The sequence below is a fragment of the Streptomyces shinuiensis genome (genome assembly GCF_043660855.1).
Taxonomy (GTDB): Bacteria; Actinomycetota; Actinomycetes; order Streptomycetales; family Streptomycetaceae; genus Streptomyces.
Genome location: NZ_JBIHML010000006.1, coordinates 108,454 through 126,607 on the forward strand (window position 1 = coordinate 108,454; position 18,154 = coordinate 126,607).

General features: G+C 71.8%; 18 protein-coding genes. 3 read left to right on the forward strand and 15 right to left on the reverse strand.

The genetic code is table 11. The annotated features are described in order from the left end of the window. The 6 genes from ACGRHY_RS29795 to ACGRHY_RS29820 all read right to left on the reverse strand — a co-directional run bounded on the left by ACGRHY_RS29795 (nucleotide 1) and on the right by ACGRHY_RS29820 (nucleotide 5,039). Nucleotides 1-945, reverse strand: a complete 945-nt coding sequence (locus ACGRHY_RS29795) for an aromatase/cyclase (protein WP_394638782.1) — start codon at nucleotides 943-945, stop codon at nucleotides 1-3. A 69-nt stretch (nucleotides 946-1,014) separates the two neighbouring features. Continuing rightward, complete coding sequence (fabG, locus tag ACGRHY_RS29800; RefSeq protein WP_394638783.1) at nucleotides 1,015-1,800, reverse strand: 3-oxoacyl-ACP reductase FabG; 786 nt, start codon at nucleotides 1,798-1,800, stop codon at nucleotides 1,015-1,017. Between the two features lie 12 nt (nucleotides 1,801-1,812). After that, entirely contained in the window at nucleotides 1,813-2,088 is a 276-nt protein-coding gene (locus ACGRHY_RS29805) for a phosphopantetheine-binding protein (protein ID WP_394638784.1), read from the reverse strand. A 185-nt stretch (nucleotides 2,089-2,273) separates the two neighbouring features. Continuing rightward, nucleotides 2,274-2,603, reverse strand: a complete 330-nt coding sequence (locus tag ACGRHY_RS29810; protein WP_394638785.1) for a TcmI family type II polyketide cyclase — start codon at nucleotides 2,601-2,603, stop codon at nucleotides 2,274-2,276. Between the two features lie 202 nt (nucleotides 2,604-2,805). Further along, complete coding sequence (locus ACGRHY_RS29815) at nucleotides 2,806-3,501, reverse strand: antibiotic biosynthesis monooxygenase family protein (protein ID WP_394638786.1); 696 nt, start codon at nucleotides 3,499-3,501, stop codon at nucleotides 2,806-2,808. 50 nt (nucleotides 3,502-3,551) lie between these two features. Next, nucleotides 3,552-5,039: an FAD-dependent monooxygenase gene (locus ACGRHY_RS29820; protein ID WP_394638787.1), complete on the reverse strand. Its 1,488-nt coding sequence runs from the start codon at nucleotides 5,037-5,039 to the stop codon at nucleotides 3,552-3,554. 165 nt (nucleotides 5,040-5,204) lie between these two features. On the opposite strand from ACGRHY_RS29820, the gene ACGRHY_RS29825 reads away from it, so the two are divergent. Then, nucleotides 5,205-5,672: a nuclear transport factor 2 family protein gene (locus ACGRHY_RS29825; protein WP_394638788.1), complete on the forward strand. Its 468-nt coding sequence runs from the start codon at nucleotides 5,205-5,207 to the stop codon at nucleotides 5,670-5,672. On the opposite strand, the gene ACGRHY_RS29830 is transcribed toward ACGRHY_RS29825, so the two are convergent. The 4 genes from ACGRHY_RS29830 to ACGRHY_RS29845 form a co-directional block, all read right to left on the reverse strand. After that, a complete protein-coding gene (locus ACGRHY_RS29830; protein ID WP_394638789.1) occupies nucleotides 5,669-6,598 on the reverse strand; it encodes a 4'-phosphopantetheinyl transferase family protein in 930 nt (309 codons plus the stop codon). The genes ACGRHY_RS29825 and ACGRHY_RS29830 overlap by 4 nt on opposite strands. Nucleotides 6,599-6,659: 61 nt before the next feature. Further along, nucleotides 6,660-8,468, reverse strand: coding sequence for an acyl-CoA dehydrogenase family protein (locus ACGRHY_RS29835; RefSeq protein WP_394638790.1), 1,809 nt, complete (start codon nucleotides 8,466-8,468; stop codon nucleotides 6,660-6,662). A 15-nt stretch (nucleotides 8,469-8,483) separates the two neighbouring features. Beyond that, a complete protein-coding gene (locus ACGRHY_RS29840; protein WP_394638791.1) occupies nucleotides 8,484-9,563 on the reverse strand; it encodes an aromatase/cyclase in 1,080 nt (359 codons plus the stop codon). A gap of 386 nt (nucleotides 9,564-9,949) precedes the next feature. Further along, on the reverse strand, nucleotides 9,950-10,771 hold the full coding sequence (locus tag ACGRHY_RS29845; protein ID WP_394638792.1) for an AfsR/SARP family transcriptional regulator: 822 nt from the start codon (nucleotides 10,769-10,771) through the stop codon (nucleotides 9,950-9,952). A 302-nt stretch (nucleotides 10,772-11,073) separates the two neighbouring features. Between ACGRHY_RS29845 and ACGRHY_RS29850 the strand changes: the two genes are divergently transcribed. Continuing rightward, entirely contained in the window at nucleotides 11,074-11,334 is a 261-nt protein-coding gene (locus ACGRHY_RS29850; RefSeq protein ID WP_394638793.1) for a hypothetical protein, read from the forward strand. Nucleotides 11,335-11,710: 376 nt separating this feature from the next. Next, nucleotides 11,711-12,703, forward strand: coding sequence for an AfsR/SARP family transcriptional regulator (locus ACGRHY_RS29855; protein ID WP_394638794.1), 993 nt, complete (start codon nucleotides 11,711-11,713; stop codon nucleotides 12,701-12,703). A gap of 312 nt (nucleotides 12,704-13,015) precedes the next feature. Here the strand turns inward: ACGRHY_RS29855 and ACGRHY_RS29860 are convergent, their stop codons facing one another. The 5 genes from ACGRHY_RS29860 to ACGRHY_RS29880 all read right to left on the reverse strand — a co-directional run bounded on the left by ACGRHY_RS29860 (nucleotide 13,016) and on the right by ACGRHY_RS29880 (nucleotide 18,060). Next, nucleotides 13,016-13,843: an AfsR/SARP family transcriptional regulator gene (locus tag ACGRHY_RS29860; protein ID WP_394638795.1), complete on the reverse strand. Its 828-nt coding sequence runs from the start codon at nucleotides 13,841-13,843 to the stop codon at nucleotides 13,016-13,018. 889 nt (nucleotides 13,844-14,732) lie between these two features. Further along, nucleotides 14,733-15,377: a ScbR family autoregulator-binding transcription factor gene (locus ACGRHY_RS29865; RefSeq protein WP_394638796.1), complete on the reverse strand. Its 645-nt coding sequence runs from the start codon at nucleotides 15,375-15,377 to the stop codon at nucleotides 14,733-14,735. Nucleotides 15,378-15,390: 13 nt separating this feature from the next. Next, nucleotides 15,391-16,980 (reverse strand): acyl-CoA carboxylase subunit beta, encoded by a 1,590-nt coding sequence (locus tag ACGRHY_RS29870; RefSeq protein ID WP_394638797.1) that lies wholly within the window; start codon nucleotides 16,978-16,980, stop codon nucleotides 15,391-15,393. A gap of 123 nt (nucleotides 16,981-17,103) precedes the next feature. Then, nucleotides 17,104-17,313 (reverse strand): acyl-CoA carboxylase subunit epsilon, encoded by a 210-nt coding sequence (locus tag ACGRHY_RS29875; RefSeq protein ID WP_394638798.1) that lies wholly within the window; start codon nucleotides 17,311-17,313, stop codon nucleotides 17,104-17,106. 102 nt (nucleotides 17,314-17,415) lie between these two features. Continuing rightward, on the reverse strand, nucleotides 17,416-18,060 hold the full coding sequence (locus tag ACGRHY_RS29880) for a ScbR family autoregulator-binding transcription factor (RefSeq protein WP_394638799.1): 645 nt from the start codon (nucleotides 18,058-18,060) through the stop codon (nucleotides 17,416-17,418). Between the last annotated feature and the right edge of the window lie 94 nt (nucleotides 18,061-18,154).

Consider the following 18,154-nt stretch of genomic DNA (forward strand, 5'->3'; position numbering starts at 1 on the left):
TCAGCGATTCCGCTCCGCGTAGGCCTTGGCGTGGTTGAGGGTGGCGAGACTGTTGGTGCTCAGCGCGGTGTGCACGTACGCACGGGCGTCGGCGACGGTGGCCTCGGGGCCGAGGATCCTGGTGATGTTCTCGGTGTTGAGGGTGACGGTGTGCTGGGAGGCGGCCGTCGCGTTGCCGTCGTCGGTCTCCTCGAAGGTCCACACGCCGGTGTGCAGGGTCATCAGGGCGGGCAGCGTGACCTGCTTGTACGCGATGCGGTGGTGGCCGAGGGCGACCCGGTAGGACCTGGTGGTGTGCGTCGAGCCGTCCTTGGCGCGGGTGTCCATCTCCAGTTCCTGCAGGCCGGGGGTGTGCTCGGTGAAGCGGACGCGGGCCACGTGCGGGAGCCGCTCGGGCCAGAGGCCGGCCTCGTTGACGAAGGCGAAGGCGTCCTTGGGCGAGCCGTGGATCCGCACGGTGTCGGCGAAGGAGAAGGTCAGCTCCTCGGTCTCGGCGGCGTGGACGCGCTCCACGTTCTCCTTGAGGGCGGCGAGTTCGGTGGTGCTGTTCTTGTCCACGGCCCGCTCGATCCACAGCAGGTCGTGCGGGTCGTCGCCGACGGCCCGGTAGTCGTGCAGGAGCCGGACGCGGGAGGCGTCCTCACCGAGGGGCTCGACGATCCAGGCACCGCCCATGGCGGCGACCGGCGGCGCCGGGACCTCCTGGCGGAAGGTGATGCGCAGAGCCCCGGGGTCGAGGGTGCGGCGCGAGGTCCAGGTCTTGGGCTCGCCGTTGGCGGTGGCCCAGATGCGGATGTGCTCCTCGTTGTCGGCGGTCTCCTCCCGGTCGACGTGGATGGTGGGCGGGAAGATCCGCGGCCAGTTGGTCACCTCGGCGAGGAGGCGGTAGACGGCGGCGGCGGGTGCGCCGATGGTGATCTCGTGCTCGACCTCGCGAGTCGTCATGACAGCTTCTCCTCGGTGGTGCTTGCTTTGCGGGCTCGGTGGAGCGGGGCTCCGCGGGACCGGGCGGGACTAGAAGTTGCCGAGGCCGCCGCAGACGTTGAGGGCCTGGGAGGTGATGGACGCGGCGGTGTCGGACGCGAGATAGCCGACCAGGCCCGCGACCTCCTGGGGCGTGGAGTAACGGCCGAGCGGGATCTTGGCCTGGAACTTCTTGAGGATCTCCTCCTCGGTGGTGTCGTAGGCGCCGGCGTATCCCTGCCGCACCCGCTGGGCCATCGGCGTCTCGACGTAGCCGGGGCAGACGGCGTTGACGGTGATGCCGGTCGGCGCGAGTTCGTTGCCGAGAGCCTTGGTGAAGCCGACGACGCCGTGCTTGGAGGCCGAGTAGGGGGCGCCGAGGACGACGCCCTGCTTGCCCGCGGTGGAGGCGATGTTGATGATCCGGCCGCGGTCCTTGGTCCGCATGCCGCCGCTGTTGAGGACTTCCCGGGTCATCCGGAAGACGCTGTTGAGGTTGGTGTCGATGACGTCGTCCCACAGCTCGTCGGCGATGTCCGCGGTGGGGCCGCCGCCGGATCGCCCGGCGTTGTTGACGAGCACGTCGACCGTGCCGAACACGTCGACGGCGCCCCGCACGAACGCCTTGACGGAGGCGATGTCGCGGACGTCGAGTTCCTGGCCGTCGACGTCCAGGTCCTCCTCGCGCAGCGCCTTGACGGTGCGGCTGACCTTCTCCGCGTCACGCGCGCCGATGAAGACCCGGTGGCCCTGCTGTGCCAGGAGGCGGGCGACCTCGAGGCCGATGCCGCTGGTCGCGCCGGTGACGAGGGCTACCCGCTGGGTGGTGTCGGACATGGTGCGCTCCTCTCAGGCGGCCTGGGCCCCGGCCTGGGACAGCCGGGCGTTGACGGCGTCGATCAGGTCACCCGGGGTGAGCTCGTCGCTGAGGTCGTCGTCGTCGAGGACGATGCCGTACTCGCGCTCGATGCGGCCGCCGGTCTCCAGGAGCGCCAGGGACTCGTAGCCGAGCACCGCGAACCTGGTGTCCAGGATGTCTCCGGCGAGGTCGACGTTCTCCTCCGTGCCCGCGGCCTCGATGAGGATCCGCCTGAGGTCGTCGAGGGTGAACTGGTTGCTGGGCATGGGGAAATTCCTTCGTTCTCGGGGTGGTTGCGCACCGGCTGATCGTTTGTCGTGGGTAGCGGGCCGGTGCGCCCGGACGGTCGTGCGTCGGACCGGGGCCCGGCGGGCGGTGGTGCCGCCGGGCGCTGCGCGGAGCCACCGCGCGGCGCGGTCGCCTCCCCCTCGGCGGGGAGGCCTCCGCTCGCTCAGGCGGACGCGTCCCAGCGGTAGAAGCGCCGGGCCATGGCGTCGGCCGGGGAGCGCCAGGTCTCGGGGTCGTACGGGGTGATGAACGGCTTGAGGTCGTCGCTGATCCGCACGAAGCGCGGGTCCTTCCTGGCGCCCTGGATCAGTTCGCCGCCGTTGTCCTCGTCGAAGTCCTGGAGGTGGAAGTACAGGTCGTCGTAGGCGAACAGCTGGCGCCGCCGGGTGCCCATGCGGTGAGGCATGTCCGTCGCGTCGAAATCGGCGAACAGCTTGGCGACGTCCGCGGTCGAACCGGGCACCATACGGGCCACGATCAGCGTGCTGTGCATAGGTTCTCGCTCCTTGGCGGTGTCCGGTGTTCTACGGAGTGCGGATCCGCGCCGTCGGCCCGGCTGCCGGAACCGGGAACTGCGCTGCGGCCCCTTCGTCGGCCGAAGGGGTACCTCCCGGCCCGGGCGGAGCCGGGGGCCGGGAGCGGCCCCTCTGCCGGGCGGGCCGTTCCGCGCCCGCCCGGCAGAGGGGCGTGCAGGGCTACTGGTCCATGGCGCGCGTGTGCACCACGCGGTAGGTGTTCGAGTCGCTCTCGATCTTCAGGCCGTCGATGCGCTCGTCGTTGTCGCGGCGGGGCCTCGGCTTCTGCCCGTGCGGCAGGTCGCGGAAGGCCTCGTAGCTCTCCTTGCTGTCCCACTGCGAGTAGACGACGGCGAAGGCGCCCTCGACGAACATGGCCCGCAGTCCCTTGAAGACGCTGTGCGAGCGGTAGCCGGGGACGTTCACGAGCCAGTCCTGGCCCTCGCCCAGGAGCTTGATCAGCTCGGCCTGGTCGGCCTCGCCGACCCGGTGGACCTCGATGACGGTGTAGTCGTCGCGGTCGGGCGAGACCTCGACCCGGCCGCCGAGGCCGGGGTGGGTCTGGGTGAAGACGATCTCGTTCTGCAGCAGCCGGATGCCCGTGGTGATCTCGCGGAAGACGGGCAGCGTGCGGTGCTTGAACTCCTCGCCGGCGTAACGCTTCTCCAGGTCCTCACCGCTGCGCCACTGGATGAGGTTGGCGGTGCCGGGGCTGTCCTGCCCGGCGTGCACGGTGGAGGAGATCCACCCCTCGTAGGCCGCCGCATCGACGATCTTGCGCATCTCGGTGATCAGGCGGTCCTGCTTGTCGGGGGTGTCGGTGGTGAACAGGTTGAGGACGGTGAGGTAGTTGTCCTCGGTGGAGATGTTCGGCATGATTCCTTCGCTTCCTCGGGGGACGTGCGTGGGTTCGGGGCGGACCGTGGTCAGTCGGCGGGGCCGAACCAGCGGCCGAGCGCTTCGGTGAGCGACATGCCGGTGGCACCGGCGGCGGGGCCGTCACCGGTGCCGCCGACCCAGGCGACGTAGCCGTCGGGGCGGACGAGGATGCCGTCGAGGGCCCGGTCGCCGTCGGGGTCCTGCACGGTGACGGTGTCGACCCGGTCGGACCAGCCCTCGGCCGCGGCGCGCAGCTCGGCGCTGTCGACGAAGTCGATCAGCAGGCCGCGCCCGGATTCGAGGAGGGTGAAAACGCTCTGCTTCACGCCGTCGCGGGTGATCTGCCTGTCCTCCAGGCGGCGGCCGGGCAGGGGGTGGCGGTCGCAGCCGACGTCGTGGCGGATGTCGAGCCCGGTGACCATGCCGACGAGGTGGCGCTGCACCTCCTCGTGCCGCACCAGCTCGGTGAACACCTGGCGCAGCGGGTCGACCTCGTCGCCGCCGAGGTAGAGGGTGCGCTGGGCGAGGGTGTTGGCGAGGATGCGGGCGCCGACCGGGTGGCGCTCGGCGTGGTAGGTGTCGAGCAGCCCCTCGGGGGCGCGGCCCTTGATCTCGAGGGCGAGCTTCCAGCCGAGGTTGACGGCGTCCTGGATGCCGGCGCTCATGCCCTGCGCGCCGATCGGCAGGTGGATGTGGGCGGCGTCCCCGGCGACGAAGACACGGCCCTTGCGGTACTGGGCGGCCTGGCGGCTGACGTCGGTGGTTGAGGAGACCCACAGGGGCGTGGCGCCGCTGATGTCCTCGCCGGACAGGCGCTGGAAGGCCTCGGCGACCTCCTCGAAGGAGATCGGGTCCTTGCCGGTGCGCAGCGGCTGTGCGCGGTCGTAGTAGATGACGCGGCTGCGGTCCGGGCCGAGCGGCAGCACCATCACCATGCCGCCGGGCACCTGCTCACCGCTGAAGCGCGGCCGCAGCGGCACGCCGGTGATGTCTGCGAAGCGCAGCTCGACGGTGGGCGCGTTGCCGGGGAAGTCGATCCCGGCGCTGGTGCGGACGACGCTGCGGGCGCCGTCGCAGCCGACGACATAGCGACCGCGGAGCACTCCGGCACCGTCCTGGGCGCTGGTGCGGATGCTGACGCCGTCGTCGTCCTGCTCGACACCGGTGACCTCGATGCCGCGGCGCACCTCCACGCCGCGTTCGGCGATCCAGCCGGCGAGCATGGACTCGGTGCGCGACTGGGGGATGCCGCGGGCTCCGTACGAACCGCCCGCGAGGACCCGGTAGTCGAGCGGCACACCGCCGAAATGACCGACCGGGATGACATCGACATCACCGAGCCGGGAAATGAGTCCGCGCTGCGCGAATTCCTCGATCGTGCGCGCGGAAAACCCGAGGGCGCGCGATTCCCTGATGGGCTCGGCAAGCCGGTCTACAACCAGGGCGGAGACTCCAGCGAGGCTCAACTCACCCGCAAGCATAAGTCCGGTGGGACCTGCTCCTACAATGATCACGTCCGCGTCAAAGGTATCCATCTGCCCTCTCCCGACTGGTGTTCGACGAGTATTGCCGGGTCGCAAGGGGACGGTAAAGCGTGTGCGGTACAGGCTTTGGGCAATCCACTACAGAACTCTGCCGAGAATGTCAGATCTCTGGCAGGAATCTGGTCGGGGAGGCGCGCCCGGCGCCATGCTCGGGAGGTGACTTCCCAACTTTTCCCCACCGACAAGGCCGCAGGCACCGATTCCGCCGACGCAGCCCGGGTCGCGGAACTCCTGGGCCGTTATCTCATCGCCCTCGACGACGAGGAACTCGACGACGCCTGGGCCCGGAGCCTGTTCACCGAGGACGCGGTCGTCGCCTTCCCGAGGAGCCGTCACGAGGGGCTCGCCGGGCTCGCCCAGTGGCACCGCGCGTCGCTCGCGGCTTTCGTGCGGACCCAGCACCTCGGCTCGCCGGCGGTGGTGACCGTCGAGGGCGACCGGGCCGCGTTCCGCGCCAATGTGCTGACCACGCACGTCCATCACCCCGGCGAGGACCGGCCACCGCTGTTCCGCGCGGGCACGCTCGCGTCCGGCGAGGCCCGCAGGACCCCTGCCGGGTGGCGGATGAACGAGCTGTCCTTCCGGATCGCCTTCGTCGAGGGGGAGCCCCCGAAGCCGGCCTAGGCGGCCGGACCCCGCTTCCCGGGCGGCGTCATCGCCGTGAGCAGCCGCCGGTCCAGCATGGTGCCGACCGAGGTGTCCCCGGCCGGTTCGAGCCCGGCGTCGTGGCAGGCGGTGCTGACCAGGTAGCGGCCGAGCACCGTGTGAGTGTCGAACGCCCACCCGTCGCCGAGGACCGCGGTGCCGTCGGGAGTGCGCAGGCCCCCGAGGGAGAGGTCGAAGCCGAACTCGGTGAAGGGCAGCCGCATGCCCTGGCCGAGCGCCTTGGTGTACGCCTCCTTCAGAGTCCACAGACGCAGCGCGCGCGCGGCCCGCTGTTCCTCGGGCAGCGCGTCGAGCTCCGCGGCCTCGGCCGGGGTGCACATCCGGTTGCGCATCAGGCCGAAGTCGAGGCGCCGGTCCGCGCGCTCGGCGTCCAGACCGATCCGGCCCATCCGGCTGATCCCCGTGGCCATCAGCTCACCGGTGTGCGTCAGGCCCACCTCGACCTGGTCGAGGCCGCGCAGGTACGGACGGCCTCCGAGCCGGTGGGCGATGTCGATGTCCTCCGGTCCGATGCCGAGCGCGGCCGCCGCGGTGTACTTGATGAGCAGCCGGGACGCGGCGAACCGGCAGCGGACCGCGGGGTCGCGGGTGCCGGCGTAGCGGTTCCAGTCGCGGCGGCCGAGCAGGAGGTCGAGGCGCGGCGTGGTGAGCACCGCGGGCAGCCACTCGGTCCAGGTCGCGTACGCCACCGCGGCCCCGCGGTCCAGGAGGTCCTCCCGGACCCGCAGCCAGGAGCTGTCCGGGCGCGGGATGTGCACGGGCGGCGCGACGGCGGAGCCGTGTGCGGTGACGCCGGGGGCGCCGACGGCGTCGCGGGCACCGGTGCCGTCCGTGACGTGGCTGCCGCCGCTCTTCCGCGCGGCCGCGGGTCCACTGGGGTGCACGGCGCCCGCCTCCTTCCGTTCTCTTCCCTTGAAGCCGAATCGTTTCTGCTGGAACCGGGTCTCAGGCGAGCCGCATCCCGTACAGGTCGAAGCTCCGCCCGCGCCGGTAACGGTCCACGAGCCCGGCCGCGAGCTCCTGCGTGACGCCGTCCGGGAGCTCGGGCACCTCCAGACCGAGACGGCGGCCGAACCGGGTCAGGGCGAGCAGCGCCCAGTCGGGTTCTGCGAGCAGGCCGCCGTCCGGGGTGCCGGGCACCGCGTTCTCGCAGACGGCGAGGCAGGAAGCGGCGGCGAGCAGCAGGCAGTACCGGTCGATCAGGACGTACGCCGCGGGGGCGGGCGCCCCGGTGTCCGGGCGTCGGGAGAGCGCGGCGCACCGTTCGGCGAGACCGTGCACCTCGGCGGCGAAGACGCGGGCGAGGTCGGCGAGCGCCGCCCACCGGGCGCCGCGCGAGCGCCGTCCGTCGAGCCGGCCGGCCGCGCCGGGCAGCACGGCCAGCAGCCCGTCGCAGCCGTTTCGCGGGTCGCGGGGGCCGGCGTCGAGCCGCCGGAAGTCGAGCGTGGTGCGGGCCCCGCCGGGGGTGAAAAGCCCGGCGGGGGCCTCGTGTCCGGCCTCGCCGCGCCAGGTGGCGTGGGCGAGGGTGCGCAGATGGGGGACGAGAACGGCCTGGGTGTCGGCGGTGCCCGCGTGCCCGAGTCCGGCCACCGCCAGGTCGCGGACGAGCTTTTGGAAACCGCCGTACGCGGGGCCGCGGTCGTAGCCGCGGGCACCGAGCACAGCGGTGAGTTCGTCGAGGTCCTCGTGGAGCAACGCGGACACGGCGTACTTGACGGCGGCGGACGGGACGAGGGCGTGCTCGGGCGCCAGGTCGAGCAGCCTCAGCCCGGCGACGGCGAGGCTGTCGCAGGCGAGCAGGTCGGCGAAGACCCCGGCGAGCACCCGGCTGCGGCGGCCGTGCGGCACGAAGCCGCGGCGGGACTCGGCGACGGCCCGCACGGCGTACCGCAGTGCGCTGTCCATCCCGGCGACCAGGGCACCGCCGGACACCAGGGACCGGCTGACCTGGAAGGTGCGCAGGGCCAGGCCGACGCCCTCGCCCTGCCGTCCGACCAGGGCGTCGGCCGGTACGGGACAGCGGTCGAGTTCCAGTCCGGCGTAGTGGGCGCTACGCATGCCGTGGGTGCGGGCGCGCGGCAGCCGGCGCACCGCGTGCGCCGGGAGCCGGTCGGTCTGGAGCAGGAACACGGAGTGGCTGCCCGGCCCGTCGCCGGGGGCGGTGCGGACGTAGGCGACGAAGGCGTCGGCGCGGTCGGCGTTGATGACGACCTCCTTGCGTCCGCCCACCACGTAGCCGCCGCCGGGTGCGGGGCGCGCGGTGTACTCGCCGCGCAGGATCGCGTTGGCGTGAGCGAACTCGCGGTGCAGGATGGTGATCCGGCCGCCGTCGAGCAGCAGCCGTGCGGTCTCCCGGCGTTGCCGCTCGTCACCCGCGGTCCACACCGCGGACGCGGCGAACAAAGCGGTCATCCCGGCGCCGAAGCCGAGCGCCACGTCCCGCCGGAGCACCGGCCGCAGCACCTGGGCGAGTTCCTCGGCCCCGCCGAGACGACCGCCGAGCGCCCCGGGCACGAACTCGGCCGCGAGGCCGAAGCGGGCGAGCAGTTCCTCGGTGGCCGCGGGAGCCTCGCGCCGTTCGTCGGCGGCGAGCAGCGCCTCCTGGCCGTGCGGGTTGCCGGCGGCGAGGGGATCGCCCAGCAGGTCCTCGACGTACTGGGCCCGTGCGGGCCCGTCGACGGGCACCCGGGGGGTGCGGAGGGCGGCGGGCCGTGCCGCGGACGGGCCGGCGCCCGCGGTCGGGCTGCTGTTCACCTGGGACCTCCGGCTTCAGCCCGTCCGGGGGGCGCGGACGGACGCGTTCAGCGCGATGGGCGTGGGGCCGGGCCGCCGGCCCCGGTCACGGCACCCGGCTCGGGGGCCGCGGGCCAACGCGCCCTCGACGTGCTCCTTGACCAGCCGCAGCGTGGCGCTGCTCCGCCGGGCGAGCTGCGAGCACAGCGCCTCGCGCGCGGTCCGCGCCGCGTCCGCGCCGTCGCCGTACCACTCCTGCAGGCTGTCCTCGTCGAGCACCGCGTGGTGCCGCGCGACGACGGTGACACCCGCGCCCGATGCTTCGGGTTCGACCGACCACTCCCCCGTGTGCGCGGCCAGCAGTGCGGGCTGTTCGGCGTCCCGGATGTCCTTGTAGACGATGCGCCCGGCGTGCGGGAAGCCGATCCGTACCGACTCGACCGTCCGCGCCGCCCCACCGGCGCAGGCCAGCTCCACGGTCATGAACTGGACGCCGGGCCGGTGCTCGGCGATGTCGATCCGGGTGGCACCGGGCACTGCGTCGGTCCGGTCGCCGAACCGGTGCAGAAAGCCGTAGACCAGCTCGCCGAGCCCGTCGGGGTCTTCGGGCCCGGTGACGTGGACCGAGTCCTCGAAGGACAGGACGAGGTCGTCGAGGCGGCGCCAGCGCTCGGCGAGATGCTTGAGGCTGGCGAGTGCGGCACGGCTGTTGGCTGCGATGGCCCGCCTCATCCAGTCGACGTCGTCGTGCGCGTTGTCGGCGACGGAGAAGTCGTTGTGCAGGGTGACGAGGGAGCGCTCGGGGCCGCGCTGCTCGACGACCCAGCTGCCTCCCATGGCGGTCACCGGCCGGGGCAGCACCTCCTGGCGGAAATCGACACGGTGCGCCACGGGGTCCAGGGTGCGCCGCGAGGTCCAGGGCTTGATCTCGCCGTTGGCGGTGACCCACATCCGCAGCCGCTCCCACTCCCCGCCGAACTCGAGCTGCTCGACGTGGACGGTGGGCGGCAGGAAGACGGGCCAGCGCAACGCGTCGGCGATCAGGCCGTAGAGCACGCCCGCCGGGGCGTCCACCGCCGCGTGGTGGACCATGCGGTGCACAGGCGCGAGGTACATCCGTCACACCCCTCTCGTCTCGGACGTCCGCAGGGCCGGGACGGGCGGCCACGGAATCGCCGCAACCGGCCGGCCTGTCCGGACTCGCCATGGACTGTTTCCCGACCGGATGGAGAACGGCTCGCCCACTTCTGGACCGGCGCTCGAATCCACGGGAACGCACGGCACGCCGACGTGCTGTGCGTCCGCGCTCGACGTCCGCCCGGCCCGGGCGCGGGCACCCCGACCGATTCCGCGGCCTGCGGCCGGCCCCGGGGAGGCGGCCCGTCCGCACCGCCTCCCCGGGGAGACGGCCGTGGGGGCACGGCCCGGCAGCCCGCCGAACGGCCGCGGGAGCACTCGCTTTCCCCGGGTGGCGGGACGGCGGGACGGCGGCACGCGGCGGGTCAGGCCGCGTACAGGTCGAAGGTGGAGGTGCGCCGCGGTCCGGACACCACGTCCAGCCGGGGATCGACGGCGAGCATCGCCTGGTGCAGCCGCTGCAACTGCGGTGAGGGCTCCACGCCCAGTTCCTCGACCAGGCGGCGGCGCAGCCGGTGATAGACGTCCAGCGCGGCGGCCTGCCGACCGGAGCGGTACAGCGCCACCATGGCCTGCGAGTACAGCCCCTCGTGCTCGGGGTGCCGGGCGATCAGGTCCATGAGCTCGGCGGTGACCTCGGCGTGCCGGCCGAGCCTGAGGTCGGCGTCGATACGGCGCTCCCGCGTGACGAGCCGGCTCTCCTCCAGCCGCATCGCCTCGATCTCCAGGATGGGGCCGACGCGTACGTCGACCAGGGCGGGCCCCTGCCACAGGTCCAGTGCCCTGCGGTAGGTGCGGGCCGCCCGCTCGTCCTCGCCGTCCTCGAAGCACTGCTGGCCCTCGGCGACGAGACGTTCGTACTCGTGGACGTCCACCGCTTCGGCCGGTATCTGCAGCAGATAGCCGCCGTGCCGGGTGGCGAGCACGCTCTTGGCGGCGCCGGGGGCGTCGGGCCCCATGGCGGTGCCCAGCCGGCGGCGCAGCTGGAGGATGTAGGTCTGCAGGGTGGTGAGGGCGCTCTGGGGGAGCTCGGTGCCCCAGATTTCCTCCATGAGCGTGGGCACGGGTATGACCCGGCCCGGGTAGAGGGCGAGCAGGGCCAGGATCTGCCGCGGCTTCCCGGCCGTCGGAACGATCGACATCCCGTTGACGTCGGCACTCAGTGGACCCAGAACACGAATCTTCATGGCTTCCTCCCCGTACCACGACGGCTGAACTCGGCTTCCGAGCCGGTGTGCGAATCGGTGCCCGAGGCTCGTCGATATTGCGCCACACAGGGACCCGCTGTCTTTACCCCACGATGCATGCACAAGGCGCGCCGTAGCCTGTCTCCACCCCGCCCTCAGGTTTTCTCGAGGAAGCGTCGAGTGTTTTTCTTGTGCTACTGCCTTCCACTACTTCTGATGCGTCTCCGACACGCGACCGACCGTGGGAGAAGGTGCCGGTAAACGTCTTCCGCAGGCTGGCGCGCACTGTTATTTTCCGCATCATGGAGACCACCGAAAGCACCGGGCGGGATGGCGGACGGGCGATGCCCGAGGGTGCGGACCCGCTGATGCGGCAGCTGCTGCGCCAGATGGTCACCCGCCGCACGCGGCCGGCGGGATCCGGACCCCCCGGTGACGACGGGGGGCTGACGGGCCATGGCCCGGATTCGAGCACCACCATGGAGCTGATCTCCTCCTGGCACCGGCGCGGCATCGAGGTCGGCTTTCCCGAACTGATGGCGCGTCCCACGCCCGGCCACTGATGTCCGCTGCTCTCGCACCGGGGCGCCGCGAGCGCCGCATGACGTGAACTCGGGAGTGCCCGGAAAAACGCTGGAGCCGCACTCGTGCCCGCCCCGCCGTTCACGCAGACCGTCTATGCTCCGGTGTTCGGGGAACTTTAACCCCTTTTAGGCCGCCCGACGTCGGAGAGCCGTACGGAGTCACCCACGGAATTCGGTGTGAGCTTCTTTCCGGTCGTCGCCGCGGCCGCGCGAACCGGGACCGGCCGGTACGACGCGGGCCGGCATCCCAGGGGTGCCGGCGAGGTGGTGGCCGATCCCGTGCGGGACGAGGGGCCGGCCGCGCCGCTGGAATCCACCGTTCCCGACCGCTTCGGCGGTGACATGCGAGGAAGAGATGCAGTTCCGCGTTCTCGGTCCCGTCGAGGTCCACGACGAGTGCACCGGACTCAGGGTTCTGCCCACCGGGGACAAGCAGCGCGCTCTGCTGGGTGCGCTCGTGGTGAGGTCGGGGCGGACCGTGCCCGTGCACCGGCTCGTCGACGAGTTGTGGGGCGAGCATCCGCCGGCGAACGCCACCAACGCCCTGCAGGCCCACGTGGCCCGGCTGCGCCGGCTGCTGCCGGCGCAGCCCGCGGGCTCCGGTGAACCGGACCACGAGTGGATCGTGACCCGTTCCCTGGGCTACGTCCTGCGCCTGGGCCGGGCCACCACCGACGCCGAGCGCTTCAACCGCCTCGCGGCCGAGGGCCGGGCGGCCACCGTCCACGATCCCGGGCACGCCGCCGAACTGCTGCGCCGGGCGCTTGCTTTGTGGCGCGGGCCGGCCCTGGAGGGCAGCGTGCGCGGGGGTATCTGCGCGGCCGAGGCGGCCCAACTGGAGGAGAGCCGGCTGACCGCCCTGGAGGCGCTGTACGACGCCTGCCTGCGCACCGGACGGCACGACGAGATCACCGGTGAGCTGGAGGAGCTGACCACCGACCACCCCGTGCGGGAACGCTTCTACGACCTGCTGATGGTGGCCCTGTACCGCTGCGGCCGGCAGGCGGAGGCGCTCGGCGTCTACGACCGCGCACGCAAGCGCCTGGTTCACGAACTCGGCGTCGAGCCCGGTCCGGCACTGCACGGCCGTATGGAGGCGATCCTCCACCACGACCCGGCCCTCGCGGCTCCCGGCCCGGGCGCGCCGCCCCCGGTCTCCGTCCGAGCCTTCCCGGCGTCCTCGGGCCCGGACGCGGCACCGGCACCGGCACCGGGCCACGAGGCCGAGGTCCTCGTCCTCACCGACGAGATCGCCCGCCTGCGGCGTCACGTGGAACGCCTCTCCCTGGAGCAGGAGGCGCTGATCCGCCGTTTCGACCGCCTGTCGGCCCAGGCGCAGGCGCGGTGACCGGACCCGCTCAGGCCGGTGCGGAGGCCGACAGCGCCGGACCGGGGCGGGGAGGGGACGGCGGCACCACGGCAGAGGGGCGGCGCGCCCGGACGGCGGCCGCGACGGCCGGATCCCCGCGCGCCCTTTCCTCGCTCCCGGGGAGGGGGAAGACCCTGCGCCCCTCCGCCGGAAGGACCGGCCACGGTCGTTGCCGCGCATCGGGCTCGCTCGGGTACCGGGGCACGGACCGTGGAAGCGGCCCCTGTCTCCGGAACCGTGCTCTCCGGCTGACAGGGGCCGCGGGACCGGGAAGGCCCGTGCGGGGAGGGGTCACCCCGCCCGGGCCACCGCCCGGCCCGCCGCCTCAGGGCCGCGGACCCCGAGGGTCTCGGGCTGGGCCACCAGGATGGAGCGCTGCAGCCGGCTGAGCGCGGACGAGGGTTCCAGCCCCAGTTCCCGTACGAGAGTGGCGCGCAGCCGCTGGTACACGTTCAGGGCCTCGCCGCGCCGGCCGGATCGGTGCAGCGCCAGCATGAACTGGCCGTGCAGGCTTTCGTGCAGCTGGTGGCGGTTGACGAGCACGGTCAGTTCGGAGAGCAGTTCGCGGTGGCGGCCGAGCCGCAGGTCGGCATCGATGCGCTGGTCCAACGCGCACAGCCGGGACTCCTCCAGCCGCCTGACCTCCAGCTCGGCGCGGTTGCCGACCTGGACGTCGGCGAGGGCGGGACCGGTCCACAGCGCCAGGGCGTCCCGCAGCCGGCGGGCGGCGCCGGAGAAGTCCTCGGCGTCCATGGCCCGATAGCCCGCGCCGGCCCGTCGCTCGAATTCGCGGAAGTCGACGAAACCGCCGCGGGTGTTCAGGCGGTAGCCGCCCGGGAGGGTGACCAGGACGTCCTTGGCGGTGACACGCTCCTCACCGGCCTCGGCCAGTGCATCCCCGATGAGTTCCCTCAGCCGCAGGACATAGGTCTGCAAAGTGGTGCGGGCACTGCGCGGCGGCTCGTCTTCCCACAGCTCGTCCATCAACGTGGAGACCTGGACCACCTGGTCCGCGTGGAGAGCGAGCAGAGCGAGCACCTGCCGCGGTTTCGGTGCCGTCGGTGTGATCGAGATGCCGTGCTCACGCACTGACAGCGCACCCAGAACTTCGATGTCCACGACCTTGTCCCCCATCGTTCGGTTGCGTGTGGATCACTGAGTGCAAGGACTGCCGCTCCCGCGCTGGAGACGTGCCGCAGTTTTGACTCGAAGACGATTAAAAAAACAGCACAGTCGGTTTGTCAATGCCGAGGTAGGCACTCTCGCTCCCCCGAGCCGGTGGACACACGGGTGGCCGTCCCGCGGCCGGCGCGGCGAACGGCACCGAACCCGACGGGCGGCGGTCGCGGTCGCGCACGAGTACGCCGCCCGGAGGGGGCCGACTCGCGGTCCGCTCTCTCACAGGGAGCGTGCCCGGGCTCCCCCACCTGCCGAAGAGCGTGCGGAGAAGCACAGTTGAACATCTCCTGCGAGCACCGGTCCACGGCCCGGCCGGGGGGGCGAGGCGTTGGTGACGGCCGGGTCGGCGTCGTCGAACCCCGGGGAGGCCTCACACGCGTCTCCGGAGGGGGTCCGCCCAGGAGCACACAAAGCACGAGGGGGTCACCATGCCGCCGGATCCCGCGCACAGACCGGCGATCAAAGTGACACATTTTCCCACAGAACAGAATCGTGCGGTTTGCCGGTCGCCTCTTCGGGGGTATCTGTCCGGTCTCCGGCAAGGGCGCAAACACGCCAGGATCGAGGACGAACCGGTGACCCGTACACCAGGCGTTTTCCGGTGCGCTCCGCCGGTTCCCGGGTCATGCGCCGGGTCACGTACCGCTCGCGGGAAGGGAGCACCGCTCCCACCGGGTGGGCACCCGAAGCTCCGGTCCGACCCGGCGGGCGGGCACCGCGAGCAGCCCGGCGGGGCGGGCGGTGACGGTACCTCGTATCCGGCGGCGACCGCGCGAAGGGCGTCCACCGGGCACATGCGGTGATAACACCCGGAGGCCTCGGCACGGTGTCAGCGTGCCGAGGCCTCCGGGAAGAGAGGGGCTGTGCCGCTGCCGGCCGCTGTGAGTCCACCGAGTACGGAGGCGGCGGCGAGGCGCGGCAGCAGTAACTGCCAGAACCTGGTGATCGTGCAGGGCGCGAGCCACTCGGGGTCCTGCGTGCCCAGCACCTCGAAGCCGGTGGTCGCCGCCACCACGGCGGTCGCCACCTGTTCGGGCGTGACGGTGTCGAGAAGTCCTTCCTCCGCCGCCCGCTCCAGCGTCTCCTCGACCCACTGCTGCCACTGGCGACGCAGGTTCCGCCCCTCCCGGAGGACCTGGCTGCCGCTCAGGTCGAACCCGGCACGCAGCACCACGTCGCCGGTGAGCCCGCGGGCGAGTTCGTGCGAGGCGTTGACGAGCATCTGCAAAGCGTTCCCCGCCGGGTCCCGGTGGGCCCCGGTGATGGCCCCGAGCCGTCGCGCCGCCTCGTCCTCGACCGCGTCGGCCAGGGCGGCCTTGTTCTCGAAGTGGAAGTGGAGCGCTCCCGTGCTCACTCCGGCCCGGGTACTGATCGCGCTGAGCGAGGCCACACTGAAGCCGTCCCGGCTGAAGACCGTGGCGGCCGACTTGATCAGTGCCTCGCGTGTACGCAGCGCTCGTTCCTGCTTGGCCATTCAAGACGCTCCATCACTGGGGTGGGTTGCCGTGTTTGCGGGCGGGCAGGTCGGCGTGTTTGGTGCGGAGCATGGCCAGGGCGGCGATGAGGACGCCCCGGGTGTCGGCGGGATCGATGACGTCGTCGACCAGACCGCGCTCGGCGGCGTAATAGGGATGCATCAGCTCGGACCGGTACTCCTTGACCAGCTCCGCCCGGGTCGCCTCGGGATCGTCGGAGGCCGCGATCCGCCGCCGGAAGATCACCCCCGCCGCGCCCTCCGCACCCATCACCGCGATCTCGTTGGTCGGCCAGGCATAGGTCAGATCCGCACCGATGGACTGCGAGTCCATCACGATGTACGCACCCCCGTACGCCTTCCGCAGCACCAGCGAGATCCGCGGCACCGTGGCATTGCAGTACGCGTACAGCAGCTTCGCGCCGTGCCGGATGATCCCGCCGTGCTCCTGATCCACCCCCGGCAGGAAACCCGGCACGTCCAGCAGCGTGACGATGGGAATGTTGAACGCGTCACACATCTGCACGAAACGCGCGGCCTTCTCCGAGGCATGGATGTCCAGCACCCCCGCCAGATGCTGGGGCTGATTGGCGACAACCCCCACCACCTGCCCGTCCAGCCGCGCCAGCACACAGATGACATTGGTCGCCCAGCGCTCGTGAACCTCCAGCAGCTCCCCGTCGTCGACGATCTCCTCGATCACCGCCCGCATGTCATAGGGACGATTGCCGTCCGCCGGCACCAGGTCGTACAGCGCCTCCCCCCGCCGGCCGGCCGGATCACCGCACTCGGTACGCGGCGGATTCTCCCGGTTGTTCGACGGCAGCAGCGACAGCAGATAACGGACCTCCTCCAGACAGGTGGCCTCGTCGTCATAGGCGAAATGCGCCACCCCCGAGGCCGAGGCGTGCACATCCGCCCCGCCCAGCCCGTTCTGCGACACCTGCGCACCGGTGACCGCCTGAACCACATCGGGACCGGTGATGAACATCTGCGAGGTGTCCCGGACCATGAACACGAAGTCCGTCAGCGCCGGAGAATAGGCCGCCCCGCCCGCACACGGACCCAGCATCACCGAGATCTGCGGAATCACCCCGGACGCGGCGGTGTTGCGCTGGAAGATCCCCCCGTAACCGGCCAGGGCCACCACCCCCTCCTGGATACGCGCACCGGCCCCGTCATTGAGGGACACCAGCGGCGCACCCGCCGCGATGGCCATGTCCATGATCTTATGGATCTTGGCCGCATGAGCCTCGCCCAGCGCCCCGCCGAAGATCCGGAAATCATGCGCGTAGACGAACACCGTCCGGCCCTCGACCGTCCCCCAGCCCGTGATCACCCCATCGGTGTACGGCCTGCGGTCCTCCAGCCCGAACCCGGTCGCCCGGTGCCGCCGCAACGGCTCCACCTCCCGGAACGACCCCTCGTCCAGCAGCAACTCGATCCGCTCACGCGCGGTCAGCTTGCCCTTGGCATGCTGGGCCTGCGTGGCCCGCTCACCCGGACCACGCCGCACCTGCTCACGGATGGCACGCAACTCCGCCACACGGCCACGGGCGTCACTCGCCGCGGAAGACCGGGGGACATCGCTCACAGCAGTCATGACGCCTCTCTCCTCGTGGTGCGGACGAAACAGCGGCCACATATTAACAAACCGCGCATGCGGTTTGTATGGAGTCCGGTGATTTTCGAGTACGGTCGTGCGGCGACAGGCAGTCCGCCGGGGCTAGCGCCAACTGCGGGGGGAGCGGTAGCCTGCCTCGCTCCAGCGTGCCCGTGCGGTCGGCGCGCCGCGTGCGGGAGCCGCCCCCTTCCCGGTGTCCCGGCTGCGGGAGACCAGGGAGCGGAACACGAGGGCAACCGCCGCGAGTTCCTCGTCACTCAACCGCCCGCGTTCTACGCGCAGGGAAAGTCCGTCGGCGTCCGGTTCGGCCACAGCTTCTCCTCTCGCCCTGCCGCCACCGTCCGCCACCGCCCTACAGACCTGGTCGGGCTCCGGTCGAGGAGCGCTCCGGCCCCCGCGCCGCTGGCCGCCGTGTCAGGTGGACGCGGCGGTCTCCTCCTCGGTCGGCACCGGGGCCTTGGCACCGAGCTGCGCGGCTCGCTCCGTGGTGATGACCAGGCGGCCGAAGACGGCGGGGACCGCGATGCTGGGCAGCAGGTGCTCCATGAGCGACACCACCCGGGCCTCCAGATCGTCCCGCCCCGACAGGATCTGCGAGTGGACCTGCACCCCGGTCCACGCCGCCGAGAACGTCCAGGCGCTCTCGGCCGGCACGACGTGCGGGAGCAGCTCGCCCTGCTCTCGTGCCCCGGTCAGCAGGTGGGTGGCCGTATCGATCCACCGGGTGAGCGCCACCGTGCCGAACTGGGCACGCACGTCCTGGTCCAGACTCAGCCGCGCCACCGCGCTCACCAACGGGTCGCGGCGCATCCGGTACGCCACCATCAGCGCGGTGTCCACGAGCTGCTGCAGTTTGCACGGGTGGGGCTCCGGTATCACCACGGCGAACTGCTGGCTGAGCACCCCCTCGGCCAACGCCTGCTTGGACGGGAAGTGAAAGTACAGGGCTCCCTTGGTCACACCGGCCCGGGCCAGGATCTCACCGATGGTGGCGCCGTCGTACCCATACTCGTCGAACACCGAGGCCGCCGCCGTCAGGATCGCGAACCGAGTGCGCATCGCACGTTCCTGCCGTGCCATCGAGGGGTCCTCCCAAGATCTGTTACCTGGGGAACACCGCGTTGTTGGGTACCGTTCCCACGAAAAACAAAAC